At 52.4% G+C, this 13,289-nt stretch carries 13 protein-coding genes; 5 read left to right on the forward strand and 8 right to left on the reverse strand.

Going from position 1 to position 13,289, the window contains the following annotated elements; genetic code table 11:
- Positions 1–13: 13 nt before the first annotated feature.
- The 7 genes from phoQ to rluE all read right to left on the reverse strand — a co-directional run bounded on the left by phoQ (position 14) and on the right by rluE (position 6,609).
- Positions 14–1,477: a two-component system sensor histidine kinase PhoQ gene (phoQ, locus tag GM298_RS15750; RefSeq protein ID WP_025758178.1), complete on the reverse strand. Its 1,464-nt coding sequence runs from the start codon at positions 1,475–1,477 to the stop codon at positions 14–16.
- Positions 1,478–2,149 (reverse strand): two-component system response regulator PhoP, encoded by a 672-nt coding sequence (phoP, locus tag GM298_RS15755; RefSeq protein ID WP_045285019.1) that lies wholly within the window; start codon positions 2,147–2,149, stop codon positions 1,478–1,480. It abuts the gene before it with no gap.
- Positions 2,150–2,272: 123 nt separating this feature from the next.
- Complete coding sequence (gene purB / locus GM298_RS15760) at positions 2,273–3,643, reverse strand: adenylosuccinate lyase (protein WP_047958292.1); 1,371 nt, start codon at positions 3,641–3,643, stop codon at positions 2,273–2,275.
- 19 nt (positions 3,644–3,662) lie between these two features.
- Positions 3,663–4,292 carry a high frequency lysogenization protein HflD gene (gene hflD / locus GM298_RS15765; RefSeq protein WP_008500756.1) on the reverse strand — a complete coding sequence of 210 codons (630 nt, stop codon included), beginning with the start codon at positions 4,290–4,292 and terminating at the stop codon, positions 3,663–3,665.
- 27 nt (positions 4,293–4,319) lie between these two features.
- On the reverse strand, positions 4,320–5,432 hold the full coding sequence (gene mnmA, locus GM298_RS15770; RefSeq protein WP_045284972.1) for a tRNA 2-thiouridine(34) synthase MnmA: 1,113 nt from the start codon (positions 5,430–5,432) through the stop codon (positions 4,320–4,322).
- Positions 5,433–5,472: 40 nt separating this feature from the next.
- Positions 5,473–5,946: an NUDIX hydrolase gene (locus tag GM298_RS15775; RefSeq protein WP_059385735.1), complete on the reverse strand. Its 474-nt coding sequence runs from the start codon at positions 5,944–5,946 to the stop codon at positions 5,473–5,475.
- 9 nt (positions 5,947–5,955) lie between these two features.
- A complete protein-coding gene (rluE, locus tag GM298_RS15780; protein WP_045284970.1) occupies positions 5,956–6,609 on the reverse strand; it encodes a 23S rRNA pseudouridine(2457) synthase RluE in 654 nt (217 codons plus the stop codon).
- Between the two features lie 117 nt (positions 6,610–6,726).
- Between rluE and icd the strand changes: the two genes are divergently transcribed.
- From icd to GM298_RS15795, 3 genes are all read left to right on the forward strand, one after another.
- Positions 6,727–7,977, forward strand: coding sequence for an NADP-dependent isocitrate dehydrogenase (gene icd, locus GM298_RS15785; protein WP_025758185.1), 1,251 nt, complete (start codon positions 6,727–6,729; stop codon positions 7,975–7,977).
- Between the two features lie 77 nt (positions 7,978–8,054).
- Positions 8,055–8,402: a DUF1304 domain-containing protein gene (locus tag GM298_RS15790; protein WP_262783505.1), complete on the forward strand. Its 348-nt coding sequence runs from the start codon at positions 8,055–8,057 to the stop codon at positions 8,400–8,402.
- A 74-nt stretch (positions 8,403–8,476) separates the two neighbouring features.
- The gene (locus tag GM298_RS15795; RefSeq protein WP_266154474.1) at positions 8,477–8,722 is read left to right on the forward strand and encodes a DUF2543 family protein; all 246 of its coding nucleotides are present in this window, start codon (positions 8,477–8,479) and stop codon (positions 8,720–8,722) included.
- 70 nt (positions 8,723–8,792) lie between these two features.
- On the opposite strand, the gene GM298_RS15800 is transcribed toward GM298_RS15795, so the two are convergent.
- Positions 8,793–10,301 carry a cyclic diguanylate phosphodiesterase gene (locus GM298_RS15800; protein WP_025758189.1) on the reverse strand — a complete coding sequence of 503 codons (1,509 nt, stop codon included), beginning with the start codon at positions 10,299–10,301 and terminating at the stop codon, positions 8,793–8,795.
- 235 nt (positions 10,302–10,536) lie between these two features.
- On the opposite strand from GM298_RS15800, the gene GM298_RS15805 reads away from it, so the two are divergent.
- Positions 10,537–11,607: a cyclic diguanylate phosphodiesterase gene (locus tag GM298_RS15805; protein ID WP_266154475.1), complete on the forward strand. Its 1,071-nt coding sequence runs from the start codon at positions 10,537–10,539 to the stop codon at positions 11,605–11,607.
- A 178-nt stretch (positions 11,608–11,785) separates the two neighbouring features.
- A complete protein-coding gene (locus GM298_RS15810; RefSeq protein ID WP_416347238.1) occupies positions 11,786–13,258 on the forward strand; it encodes a diguanylate cyclase in 1,473 nt (490 codons plus the stop codon).
- Positions 13,259–13,289 lie beyond the last annotated feature (31 nt).

Here is a 13,289-nt window from a genome sequence, read left to right on the forward strand (position 1 = left end):
TTCACATAACGGGTTAACTATCGTTCGATGCAGGCTGTTGACGGCCAAAAATGACCTCCATTCTGGCACCGCCCAGCAAACTTTCGCCGGTTTCGATCTTTCCGTCGTACTGGTCAACAATCTCCCGGGCCACGGCGAGTCCCACCCCCTGGCCGGGACGCAACGTATCAGCGCGTTGACCGCGATCGAACACCACATCGCGTTTATTGCGCGGGATACCCGGACCATCATCCTCAACGATAATATGCAGTTCGTTATCGGTCTGACGCGCAGACACTTCCACGAACTCCAGACAGTATTTACAGGCGTTATCCAGCAGGTTGCCCATCACTTCCATAAAATCATTTTTCTCACCGACAAAACTTATCTCAGGCGAGATATCGAGGCTGATGTTCACCCCTTTACGCTGATATACCTTGTTGAGGGCGGAAGTGAGGTTATCCAGAAGCGGAGCCACGGGATGCAGTTCGCGGCTCAGCAGCGCGCTTCCGGAACGCATACTGGCACGATGCAGATAATAGCCAATTTGCTGGGAGATACGGCTGATCTGTTCCAGCATGACCGGCTCGGCATCATCCACGCTTAGCGTGGAGCTGCGCATGGAACGCAGGGTACTTTGCATGACCGCCAGCGGCGTTTTCAGGCTGTGGGTCAGGTCGGTCAGGGTGGTACGGTACTTATCATAGCGTTCGCGTTCACTTTTCAGCAGGCGGTTGAGGTTACGTACCAGGCTGGTGAGCTCACGGGTGGTTTCCGGATTAAGCTTCTCGCGATGATGTTCCTCCAGCTCGCGAACCTCTTTCGCCAGTGACTCAATGGGCCGCAGGCTCCACCACGCCGCGACCCACAGCAGCGGGATCACCAGCAGCAGATTCGCCGCAAGCACATAGACGAACCAGCTCCAGACCATATAGGAACGCTTAAGCTCGACCGGAATGGTGTCGATCACCACGATGGTCAGCTGCGGCATGTTCAGTGTCGCCGGATAGAGATTAATCGCAACGGAGTGCGTCATCTCGGTTTCGGCATCATCGGCGCGGATCTCGTTCAGCTTTTGCTGCAGGGAACGATCTTCCCGGATCAGCGAGCTGGTGGTATTGAGATCGGCTTCAATTTCATGAAATCCGTTGGTTTTGAGCCACTCCGGCCGAATGCTTTTGACCAGCCAGGGGATATCACGCTGCGCCCAGAGTAGTTTGCCCTTTTCGTTATAAATCAGGGCCAGCGTGGGGCTCTGCTGGTTGAGATTTTCCGGCATCTCGACGGTGATTTTGTTGTTTTCCCACTTCGCCAGGGTATAAAACAAATTACTTTCGCCACGCAACAGGCGAAAGGTGGTTTTATCAAAGCTGACGCTGTAACCTACCAGCGCGACCATGCCGTAGGAGAGCGACAGCACCAGCACGACGGCAGCCGTTGCCAGTAAAAAACGTACCCGCAGCGACAGGGGCAAAATATGGCGCAAGATCCGTCTCATTTAGCGTAATTCGAACAGATAGCCCTGGCCACGGACGGTAGTAATGACGTCCTGCGGATACTGTGCCTGGATTTTCTTACGTAAACGTCCCATCAGCACATCAATGGTATGGCTCTCGCGCAGTTCGGCATCAGGATAGAGCTGAAGCATTAAGGAATCTTTACTCACTACCTTGCCGCTGTTACGGATCAGCGTTTCCATAATGGTGTATTCGAAGGCGGTTAGCTTGATCACTTCATCGTTGATCGCTAATTCCCGACGGGAGAGGTCAACCTGGAAAGGCGGGATGGAGATAACCTGTGAAGCCAGTCCGCTGTTACGGCGTAGCAGGGCCTGCATGCGGGCCGCCACCTCTTCAATGTGAAACGGCTTGGTAACGTAATCATCTGCTCCCGCGCTGAGCACCTCGACCTTATCCTGCCAGCCTTCACGGGCGGTCAGAACCAGAACCGGCAGGGAAACATCATGGCTGCGCCAGCGACGTATCAACGAGAGGCCGTCTTCATCGGGCAGCCCTAAATCGACAATGGCGATATCCGGCAGGTGTTCATTGAGATAATAATCGGCTTCTTTTGCATCTTCAGCATCGTCCACCTGATGTCCCATCTCCTGAAGCTGAACCTTCAGGTGATGACGTAGCAATGCGTTATCCTCAACAACCAGTACGCGCATCATCTTTTCTCCCAGAATGAATAGTATGAATAGTTTAACGCTGATTATGTTGCTGTGGGGATAAACATTGAGTAAACCGGGGAAAAGCAACCCCCTTTCCGGGCGGAAAGGGGGGAGGGGATATTACTTCAGCTCGTCGACCATGGTGATGGCGCGGCCAATGTAGTTCGCCGGGGTCATCGCTTTCAGACGCGTTTTCTCTTCTTCTGGCAGGGCCAGACCGTCGATAAACTGCTTCATGCCTTCGGCGTCAACGCGTTTGCCGCGGGTCAGCTCTTTCAGTTTCTCGTACGGTTTTTCGATACCGTAACGACGCATGACGGTCTGAATCGGCTCTGCCAGCACTTCCCAGTTGTGATCCAGTTCGTCCAGCAGACGATCGCGGTTCACTTCCAGTTTGCTCACGCCTTTCAGGGTGGACTGGTAAGCGATCAGCGCGTAGCCAATGCCCACGCCCAGGTTACGCAGTACGGTGGAGTCGGTCAGGTCGCGCTGCCAGCGGGATACCGGCAGTTTACTGGCCATATGCTGCAGCACGGCATTCGCCAGACCCAGATTGCCTTCGGAGTTTTCGAAGTCGATAGGGTTCACTTTGTGCGGCATGGTTGACGAGCCGATTTCACCGGCGATGGTTTTCTGTTTGAAGTGGTTCAGCGCGATGTAGCCCCACACGTCACGATCGAAGTCGATCAGAATGGTGTTGAAGCGTGCGATGCAGTCAAACAGCTCCGCAATATAGTCATGCGGCTCAATCTGGGTGGTGTACGGGTTCCACTGAATGCCCAGCGAGGTCACGAACTCTTCGCTGAACTGGTGCCAGTCCACTTCCGGGTACGCGGCGATGTGGGCGTTATAGTTACCGACAGCACCGTTGATTTTGCCGAGGATCTCAACCTGCTCCAGTTGACGATACTGGCGCTCCATACGGTACGCTACGTTCGCCATCTCTTTACCCATTGTGGAGGGGGTAGCTGGCTGACCGTGGGTACGGGAAAGCAGCGGGATGTCGCGGTATTCCACGGACAGCGCTTTCACTGCGTCGATGATTTTACGCCAGTATGGCAGCACCACTTCTTTACGTGCGGTGGAGAGCATCAGGGCGTGGGACAGGTTGTTGATGTCTTCTGAGGTACAGGCGAAGTGAATGAACTCAGACACGGCGTGCAGCGCAGGAACACTTTCCACTTTCTCTTTCAGGAAATACTCAACCGCTTTTACGTCGTGGTTGGTGGTGCGCTCAATGGTTTTAATGCGCGCAGCATCTTCTTCGTTGAACTCAGCCACGATTTTATCAAGGTAATCGTTTGCCTGGGCGTCAAAAGCAGGAACTTCCTTGATTGCTGCCTGGGCGGCCAGCTTTTGCAGCCAGCGTACTTCAACCTGAACACGGAACTTCAGCAAACCATATTCGCTGAAGATCCCGCGCAGCGCGCTGACTTTATCGCCGTAGCGTCCATCGACAGGGGATACGGCGGTCAGTGAGGATAATTCCATAATTCGCAACTCCGGGAGGTTAACAATGAGCAAGAATTTGTTTTGCCTGAGTGGTCAGGCGATTACGAGAAAACATTAACTGCAGGCGGCCACCACCAACCTGGTGCCACAGCACGGCGGCACGGATCCCTGCCAGCAGGGAGGCGCGTACTTTTGCCTGTACCTGTGGGCTTTGCAGCACAGCAGGGGAGCCGGTGACCTGAATACGCGGGCCGAGCGGGCTGATGACGTCGACATAAATGCCGGCCATGGCGCTCAGTAGCGTGTCGGACTGCAGGTCAAAATGGTCGAGCTGACGCTGTAACCCGGCAATCCGATCGCCCAGGGTATTGAGCGCGCCTTTTGCCGCGCTCAGTTTACGCTCCAGCACCATCAGGCTTAACGTGTAGCGGGTCAGCTCTGCGTTTAACCCCTGACGGCTACTGGCGTTGAGCACGCCAAGCAGGGTTTCAAGACCGAGACGAAGATTGGTTTCACTGCCGCCGAACACACCCAGGGTAGAGCCGGGGTTGAGGTCGATAACGCTGTTGAGTGAAACGTGCAGGGCATCAGCGTCGCAATGACCCTGATGTGCCAGCTGTTGCACCAGACGGGCTGACTGGCATATTCCCGCCAGTGCCAGGGTGATGTCATAGTAGTTCTTCGCCACACGGTCTCCTTTATGTGTGCAATCGTGTTAAACAGCGGGCAGCGGCAGGCGCTGTTCAATAATCCCGCCACCCAGGCAGATTTCGCCGCTGTAGAAGACAGCAGACTGACCCGGGGTGACGGCGGCAACCGGCTCGTCGAAACGCACATCAATGCGATCGTCATCAAGCGCAGTCACGGTGCAGGGAATATCGGTCTGACGGTAACGTGTTTTCACCGTGCAGCGCAGTGTGCCTTTTAACGGCTCACGATCGACCCAGTGCAGCTGTTGCGCGATAAGGCCAACGGACATCAGACGCGGATGGTCGTGTCCCTGGGCCACAACCAGAATATTGTTTTCGACATCTTTGTCGACAACGTACCACGGATCTTCGCTACCCTCTTTGGTCCCGCCGATACCCAGGCCTTTACGCTGGCCGAGCGTGTGGTACATCAGCCCCTGGTGTTGGCCAATTTCGTCGCCATCGACGGTGACAATTTTGCCCGGCTGTGCCGGCAGGTAACGACCGAGGAAATCACGGAACTTGCGCTCGCCGATGAAGCAGATGCCGGTAGAATCTTTTTTCTTCGCGGTGATCAGATCCAGCTCTTCCGCGATTTTACGCACCTGCGGCTTTTCCAGCTCGCCAACCGGGAACAGGCTCTGGGCGATTTGCTCGTGGCTCAGCGTATAGAGGAAGTAGCTCTGATCTTTGTTGCCGTCCAGACCGCGCAGCAGCTGGCTTTTGCCATTCACATCTGCGCGACGCACGTAGTGACCGGTCGCAATGTAGTCTGCGCCCAGATCTTCCGCGGCGAATTCCAGGAAGGCTTTAAATTTGATCTCTTTGTTGCACAGAATATCCGGGTTTGGCGTACGTCCGGCTTTGTACTCTTCGAGGAACAGTTCAAAAACGTTGTCCCAGTATTCTGCGGCAAAGTTAACGGTGTGCAGTTCAATGCCGAGCTTATCGCACACGGCCTGCGCATCGGCGAGATCCGCTGCGGCAGTGCAGTATTCCTCGCCATCATCTTCCTCCCAGTTCTTCATGAACAGGCCCTCCACCTTATAGCCCTGTTGCTGTAACAGGTAGGCGGAAACGGAGGAATCGACACCGCCGGACATGCCGACGATTACTTTTTTCTGGCTGTTATCTGACATGGAATACTCACGACATTGAACTTCAAGGCGGCGTATTCTATCACGCCCCCCCACCATTGACACCCTCTGTAAACGGCCAGTTAAATGCGCCGATGACATCCAGCGGTAAGCGACCGGCAGATTGCCAGCAGCGAATGCTTTCCGCAACCAGCGGCGAGCGCAGGTTTGGCGCGTTCAGGATCTCGTCGGCGGTGACCCACAGGCAGCGGTCAATATCGTCATCCTGCGGTTCCGTGGCGCACGTTTCGCTAAGCTCAACGGCAAACAAAAAACGCAGGAACGGGGTGCTGTCGGGCGCAATCCACTGGTGCATACGGATGAAATGCTGGGGCTCAGCGTGAATACCGGTCTCTTCCCACAGCTCGCGTTTCGCCGCCTGCAGCAGGGTCTCATTGGCTTCAAGGTGTCCGGCAGGCTGATTCCACAGCGCTTTGCCGTTAATGCTCTCTTCCACCACAAGGAATTTCCCCTGGGCGTGGACCACACAGGCAACCGTGACATGAGGTTTAAACATAGTGACTCCTTAAGAGGTAACGTCCCGCCATTCACCGTTGGCGAGCGTTTCCAGCGTGTAGTTGCCCATGGCGTAGCGGATCAGGCGCAGGGTCGGAAAGCCAACGTGTGCGGTCATGCGCCGAACCTGACGGTTGCGGCCTTCATAAAGGGTGATTTTGAGCCAGCTGGTCGGAATCGATTTGCGTTCGCGGATAGGCGGGTTGCGCGGCCACAGCCACGCCGGTTCATTCACGCGCTCAATACCTGCGGGCAGGGTGGGGCCATCGTTCAGCGTGACGCCTTTGCGTAATGTTTCCAGCGTCTCGTCATCCGGCTCTCCTTCCACCTGGACGAAGTAAATTTTTCCGGTGCGTTTCCCGGGCTGGGTGAGCTTCGCCTGCAGCGCGCCGTCGTTGGTTAAGACCAGCAGGCCTTCGCTGTCACGGTCCAGACGACCGGCCGCGTAGACCCCCTGAACAGGAATGTAGTCCTTCAACGTGCTGCGTCCGGCTTCGTCGGTAAACTGCGGCAAAACATCGTAGGGTTTATTGAACAAAATCACCCGCTTTGGCTGGGTTTGTTGCGGTCTTCTGGCGGCTTGTCGCGAGCTGAATCGCTCAACCCGGTGTTTTGTAAAAGAAGTTTTCTTCATGGTATTTTCAGGCGTTATCAATTGCCGCATTATAGCCTAATAACGAAGACCTTTCATGGCGTCGGACAATCAGGTACTATCGAAGGGCTCATTACAATTTATTAACATAAGATCAGTAACAACCAGAAGCGCTCGAAGGAGAGGTTAATGGAAAGCAAAGTAGTTGTTCCGGCGGAAGGTAAAAAGATCACCCTGCAAAACGGCAAGATTAACGTTCCTCACAATCCGATTATCCCGTTCATCGAAGGTGACGGTATCGGTGTAGACGTTACCCCGGCAATGCTGAAGGTGGTTGATGCCGCTGTTGAGAAAGCCTACAAAGGCGAGCGTAAAATTTCCTGGATGGAAATTTACACCGGTGAGAAATCGACTCAAGTTTATGGCCAGGACGTCTGGCTGCCAGCTGAAACGCTGGACCTGATCCGCGAATACCGCGTTGCGATCAAAGGCCCACTGACGACGCCAGTTGGCGGCGGTATCCGTTCCCTGAACGTGGCACTGCGTCAGGAGCTGGACCTGTACGTCTGTCTGCGTCCGGTTCGTTACTATCAGGGCACCCCAAGCCCGGTTAAGCACCCAGAACTGACCGATATGGTTATCTTCCGCGAAAACTCAGAAGACATCTACGCCGGTATCGAATGGAAAGCTGACTCTGCAGATGCAGAAAAAGTGATTAAATTCCTGCGCGAAGAGATGGGCGTGAAGAAAATTCGCTTCCCTGAGCATTGCGGTATCGGCATCAAGCCATGCTCCGAAGAAGGGACCAAGCGTCTGGTGCGTGCGGCCATTGAATACGCGATCACCAACGACCGTGACTCTGTGACCCTGGTTCACAAAGGCAACATCATGAAGTTCACCGAAGGCGCGTTCAAAGACTGGGGCTACCAGTTGGCGAAAGAAGAGTTCGGCGGCGAGCTGATCGACGGCGGCCCATGGCAGAAAATCAAGAACCCGAACACCGGCAAAGAGATCATCATTAAAGATGTGATCGCCGATGCGTTCCTGCAGCAGATCCTCCTGCGTCCAGCGGAATACGACGTGATCGCCTGTATGAACCTGAACGGTGACTACATCTCTGACGCCCTGGCCGCTCAGGTTGGCGGTATCGGTATTGCCCCTGGCGCGAACATCGGTGACGAGTGCGCCCTGTTCGAAGCGACCCACGGTACTGCGCCAAAATACGCAGGCCAGGACAAAGTGAACCCAGGCTCGATCATCCTGTCCGCAGAGATGATGCTGCGTCATATGGAATGGTTCGAAGCCGCAGACCTGATCGTTAAAGGGATGGAAGGCGCGATTAACGCGAAAACCGTAACGTACGATTTCGAACGTCTGATGGAAGGCGCTAAACTGCTGAAATGTTCAGAGTTTGGCGACGCGATTATCGCGAACATGTAATCCAGATTCTGGGTTAAACAAGAGCGGGGGCCTGAGGGTTCCCGTTTTTTTTGCCTCTGCCTGTGGGAGACAACACGATGTTAGCCACCGTCCTTATCACGGTTGTTGCGTTAATTCATCTCTATATTATGGTGCTGGAGATGTTCCTGTGGAATACCAAAACCGGTCATAAGGCCTTTAATCTGCGTCCCGACTTTGCGCGCGACACCCGCGTGCTGGCCGCAAATCAGGGGCTGTATAACGGTTTTCTGGCGGTGGGGTTGCTCTGGAGCCTCTGGCTTGGCGAAAAAGGTATTCCGGTGGCGATCTTCTTCCTGGTCTGCGTGTTGATTGCCGGACTATTCGGCGCAGTCACCGCCAGCCGAAAAATTCTTTATGTGCAAGCCATGCCCGCGCTCGCAGCGCTGCTTGCGTTACTCATCTGAAGCAAGGCTTTGGTTGCGGGAAGGCGTCCGATATACTGGTGCCTTTACCCTTACTGGTTAGCGACGAGACTGTTATGAACAACACTATCCCACTGAAATATTATGACATTGCCGAGGAATACGCGTCGGAAGCGGCAGAGCAGGTCGCAGAGTCTGAGCATGATGCGCTGGCACATTATTTCCAGCTGCTGCTCAACCGTTTAGCGAAGAATGAGGAGATAAGCGAGGACGCTCAGCAAGAGATGGCCGCAGAGGCTGGGATCCGCGCTACCCGTATTGATGATATTGCGAATTTCCTCAATCAGTGGGGAAATGAATAACCTGCCTCAAACACCATTATGCTGATGCTTTGCCTGACCGCTCGGCATCACGCTATCGGACCACAGTCATTTATTCCGCAGAATAGGCGACGCCGGTGAGTCGTTTTGCCAGCTCACTGCGGGTGAGTGATTTAGAAAAGTACCATCCCTGGATTAGCGCATCGGGATATCTGTCAGCAATGAAGCGATACTGTATTTCATTTTCCACCCCTTCAAATACCAGGGTTTTATTCAGTTTTGCCAGCGCGTCGCTAAAGATCACAAAAATATTTTGCTTATAATGCTCGCTGATGCCATCAACCAGCGACTTATCGATTTTGATTTCATCATATTCGAGCAGCGACAGTCTGGCGAGGTTGGAGTTTTGCACGCCAAAATCATCGATTGATATTTTAACGCCGAGCGCTTTAAGCTCCTGACAAAATCCCTCGAGAATATCGGCGCTGGAAACGGCTTTTTCAGAGAGCTCAACCTTTACCAGGGAGAGGGGAAGGTGATTGGCCAAACAGACTCGCTGCAAAACGTGAATAAACTGGCCGTCTTCAATTTCCTTGCGTCCAACATTAAGTGAGACAATCAGCTGATGTTTAATCGCCAGCGGAGCGATTTCAGAGAGCGATTTTTCGATAATGTTACAATAATATTTTTTATAGAGACCAATCTTCTTAATTAATGGAATGAAAAGCTCCGGGGAAACATCCCCCTGTTTTTGATCGCGCCATCTCGACAGCACTTCTACGCCCACTATTTTTTGATCGTGAATGCGAATAATCGGCTGATAGTTAACGCTGATGGTGTTCGTTAACACGGCTTTAATCAGCGTGCGTTCCAGCGAAAAACGATCTTCATAAAGACGGAAGATAAAGAGCGTTATCGCGACCCAGATAAAATATAAAATGACAGCCAGAAGCGCAAAGATAAACGGGGGTAACGAGGCCAGCCCTGCGTCGTGATGCGTCACAATAACACACAGGTCCCAGAAGGCGCTGCACCGGGTAAGGGTCAGGGTAAACAACGTCGAATGCAGCCAGCTCTGCTGCGTTAACTCAGGGGCGGTGGTAAAAAACGTTCTGCTGAGGTCTTTGGTGGTGGCGCTCAGCGAATAGCTTGCCGTAACCGGGGTGAATTTATCGTAAGCATAGCGGGAGGTGAAAATAATAATATTGTTATAAATAGCCGCATTGCCTGTGAAAAAATCTTTTCTGGAAAACTGCGCCAGCAGAAAGCCTCTCGGCGTTTTATGCAGTTCTGTGGGAAGCGCAATGGGCGTGGCAAGTTTTCCCCAAAACGCGGTACAGACTATTTTTCCATTTTCAATAAAACCGATATCACCGAAATAGAGGCTATCCAGCTTTATTTGTCTGTAGCTATCGAGACTGGATTTATCGCACCCTTGTGTCGTAATACTTTTCAGGGCCAGCGCTACGCTTTGGGAGAGATCTTCTGAATAACGTAAGAGGGTATGGGATATTTCACGCTGTTTGCTCTTCTGTTGACCCACGATAACAGCATTGACCGCATAAAGAGAGAGGAGGACCAGAAGCGTTGAAACGATAGCAACGGCAATCATTTTTTTCATTTTCCAGCGATCCTGTCCACTCCCTGATTGCTCAAATATTAACACAGCCAGGGTAAGGCACAAGCCCGACAGTCGCAGCCTGTGAGCACTATCAGGCGGATGAACTCATACGAAAGCATCAGTTTTTTAAGATAAATCTCAGCTAAGCTTTTTTCATTGCTATTAAGGTACGCCGGGTTTGCCACAGACTTGTCTTCAAACATCCATGCTTATTTTTTCTATTAAGGAAAACATCGTGCGCAACGTAACGATCGCTATTGTCAGTACTCTTTTTCTCTTTCTGAGCGGTATTGTGATCGTTAACGGGCAGTTGGCGAAACAGAATAATATTCATACCGCGACAGCCGTCAGTGCGGCTCAGGTCTGTACCCGTAGCGGACAACGGGTGTCAGGGACAGAGGCCGCGTTAAAACCGCATCAGCGTGTCGTCATGATCCTGCAGCAGGGATGGCGTCTGATATTGCTCATTCTCGCGCTTTCCGTGACGGTGGGCATTTTAATCCACCGCTACAAGGGAAAAAGCACCTCCATTGAAGACGATCTGCGTAAGGCCATTTTGCAGGGGGAGATTGTTCCCTATTATCAGCCCATCGTGAAGGGTGATACCGGCGGATTGTACGGTGTGGAAGTCCTGGCCCGATGGAAACATCCGAAATCAGGCTTTATCCCGCCGGATGTCTTTATCCCGATTGCTGAACGTAGCGGTTTGATTATCCCGCTGACCAAAGGGTTAATGGCGAAAGTGGTTACTCAGCTTAAGCCGCTGTTGTCGAAACTGCCGGACGGCTTTCATATTGGGGTGAACATCAGCGCCAGGCACATCGATGCTCCTTCTTTCATCGGCGATTGCCGCGTGTTCGGCAAAGGGTTTCAGGGGAAAGAAGTCAAACTGGTGCTCGAGGTAACCGAGCGTGAGCCGCTGGTTGATAATCCTCACCTGGTGGAAAACCTCAATCTGCTGCATAAGGCCGGTTTTGTCATTGCCCTGGATGATTTTGGTACGGGCTATTCCGGGCTATCGTGCCTTAATGCGCTTGCCATTGATTACATTAAAATTGATAAGAGTTTTGTGAACCGGGTGTCAGAGGAGAAGGACTCCACGATCCTGCTGGACTGCGTTATTGATCTCGCGAAAAAACTCTCACTGCGTATTGTGGCGGAAGGTGTAGAAACGAAGGAGCAACTGGAGTATCTCAACCGTAATGAGATTACCCTGTTACAGGGATATTATTTTGGTAAACCCGTCTCCTATATAGACTTTATTAAAATCATTTTATCTAAGCCCAGGGAGGCCGTAAGTCTGTAAAAACCTCGCCCTTTGCAGTGCGCCTGGAATAAGGCGGTCGCCAGGCGGTGAAAAAAGAAATAAAGACGAGCTTCTGTTGTATGCTTAAGTGCAATTCATTTTCCTCTTATCCTGAGCTTTGTTACAGTGACAAGAGTTGTCAGCCAGGGACGTCAGGCGTGATAAGGTGGAATAGCTCGTGCATGTGAAAAATACTTTTTACACAACAACCATTACCGTCATCATTGTCTCCTTGATCATCTCGTTGTCGCTTGCCGTCCAAATTGCCACGTCCAGACAGCAGTCAATCCAGCAAATTAATACCAGCGTCGCCAACCTGAGCCATACCCTTGATGTCTACACCGAGGGGATCATGCGCCAAAGTGAAATGTTAATTACTACCGTTTCCGACATGATCGAAATTTATGGCATGACCGCGCAACAGGCGATCAATATTCAGCGGATGATAAACGATCAGGATAATCTTCTTACCCAGATTAATAATGTGGTTGTTTACAATGCACAGGGCGATATCTTTACCGCATTGCACGAAAGTTTTACCGGGCCGCGTAAAGGCTCGGACAGAGAATTTTTTATCTACCATAAGGAAAATAAAAATCAGCAGATTTTTATTGGTGAGCCGGTGGTAAGCAGAACCAATGGTAAATGGGTGATCACCATCAGTCGGCGCCTTGAAACCCCCTCCGGGGCTTTTAACGGTGTCGTGGTGGTCACGCTGGGTATCGAGAATTTTCTCGCGCTGTACGGACAGATTAATATCGGTCACTCGGGGGTGATTGGCTTAACGACACAATCTGGCGTGCTACTGGTCCGTTATCCTTTTAAAAATACCTATATCGGCACCATTGTTTCTGACTCACCCCTCTTCAGGAAATACCTCAAGGTACAAAATACAGGGATAGCCAGCTCCATCTCGCGGTTTGATAAAATCGAGCGCATTTATGCCTATGAGAAAAACAAACGCTACGGGCTGGTCACCACCGTGGCCGTCAGCATTGATGAAGCTCTCTCTCCCTGGCGCAAACAGGCCATTCAGCTGGCGGTACTGATTTTCGTTTTCGCGGCGATACTCATCGTTGCGTCATGGTTCCTCTATTCCGACTTGTCCCGAAAAGCGCGGGATAACAAAGCGCTAAAAATTATCGCCTCTGAGGATGCGCTGACCGGGCTGTACAACCGCCGCATCTTTGATGAAAGGATCCTCTCGGAAATCGCGCGGTGTGCTGCCCATGACGCGCCGATATCGATGCTCCTTGTGGATGTGGACTACTTTAAAAAATACAACGATAACTACGGTCATCCGGAAGGGGACCGGTGCCTGGCACTGCTGGGTAACAGTCTCCGGGAGAGCCTGACCCGTGATAACCAGACTGTGGCGCGATATGGCGGAGAGGAATTCGCTCTGATATTACCTGATACGGATATTCAGGAGGCGCTTCGTCTGGCGCAGACCATTATTCGCAATGTCTATTCCCTGCAAATCGATCATGCTTTTAGCCCCTTCAGGCGGGTTACGGTCAGCGTCGGGATTTCCACTGCGCGCGCCGTCGACATCGCAGGCAGCCAGCAGAACCTGATTATTGCCGCTGACCAGGCACTCTACCAGGCAAAACGCGCCGGACGTAATCGTTATACGTTTGTTGGATTATGAGTAAAAAAAAGCCCACTCAGGAGTGGGCAAG

The organism is Enterobacter sp. HSTU-ASh6, from assembly GCF_026319105.1.
Taxonomy (GTDB): domain Bacteria; phylum Pseudomonadota; class Gammaproteobacteria; order Enterobacterales; family Enterobacteriaceae; genus Enterobacter; species Enterobacter sichuanensis.

Excerpts from the sequence above, each read along its gene's own strand:
- GM298_RS15775 (WP_059385735.1), bottom strand. The coding sequence starts at position 5,946 with ATGTTTAAACCTCATGTCACGGTTGCCTGTGTGGTCCACGCCCAGGGG.
- phoP (WP_045285019.1), bottom strand. The coding sequence starts at position 2,149 with ATGCGCGTACTGGTTGTTGAGGATAACGCATTGCTACGTCATCACCTG.
- GM298_RS15795 (WP_266154474.1), top strand. The coding sequence starts at position 8,477 with ATGAACAACACTATCCCACTGAAATATTATGACATTGCCGAGGAATAC.
- purB (WP_047958292.1), bottom strand. The coding sequence starts at position 3,643 with ATGGAATTATCCTCACTGACCGCCGTATCCCCTGTCGATGGACGCTAC.
- GM298_RS15790 (WP_262783505.1), top strand. The coding sequence starts at position 8,055 with ATGTTAGCCACCGTCCTTATCACGGTTGTTGCGTTAATTCATCTCTAT.
- rluE (WP_045284970.1), bottom strand. The coding sequence starts at position 6,609 with ATGCGGCAATTGATAACGCCTGAAAATACCATGAAGAAAACTTCTTTT.
- GM298_RS15800 (WP_025758189.1), bottom strand. The coding sequence starts at position 10,301 with ATGAAAAAAATGATTGCCGTTGCTATCGTTTCAACGCTTCTGGTCCTC.
- phoQ (WP_025758178.1), bottom strand. The coding sequence starts at position 1,477 with ATGAGACGGATCTTGCGCCATATTTTGCCCCTGTCGCTGCGGGTACGT.
- icd (WP_025758185.1), top strand. The coding sequence starts at position 6,727 with ATGGAAAGCAAAGTAGTTGTTCCGGCGGAAGGTAAAAAGATCACCCTG.
- mnmA (WP_045284972.1), bottom strand. The coding sequence starts at position 5,432 with ATGTCAGATAACAGCCAGAAAAAAGTAATCGTCGGCATGTCCGGCGGT.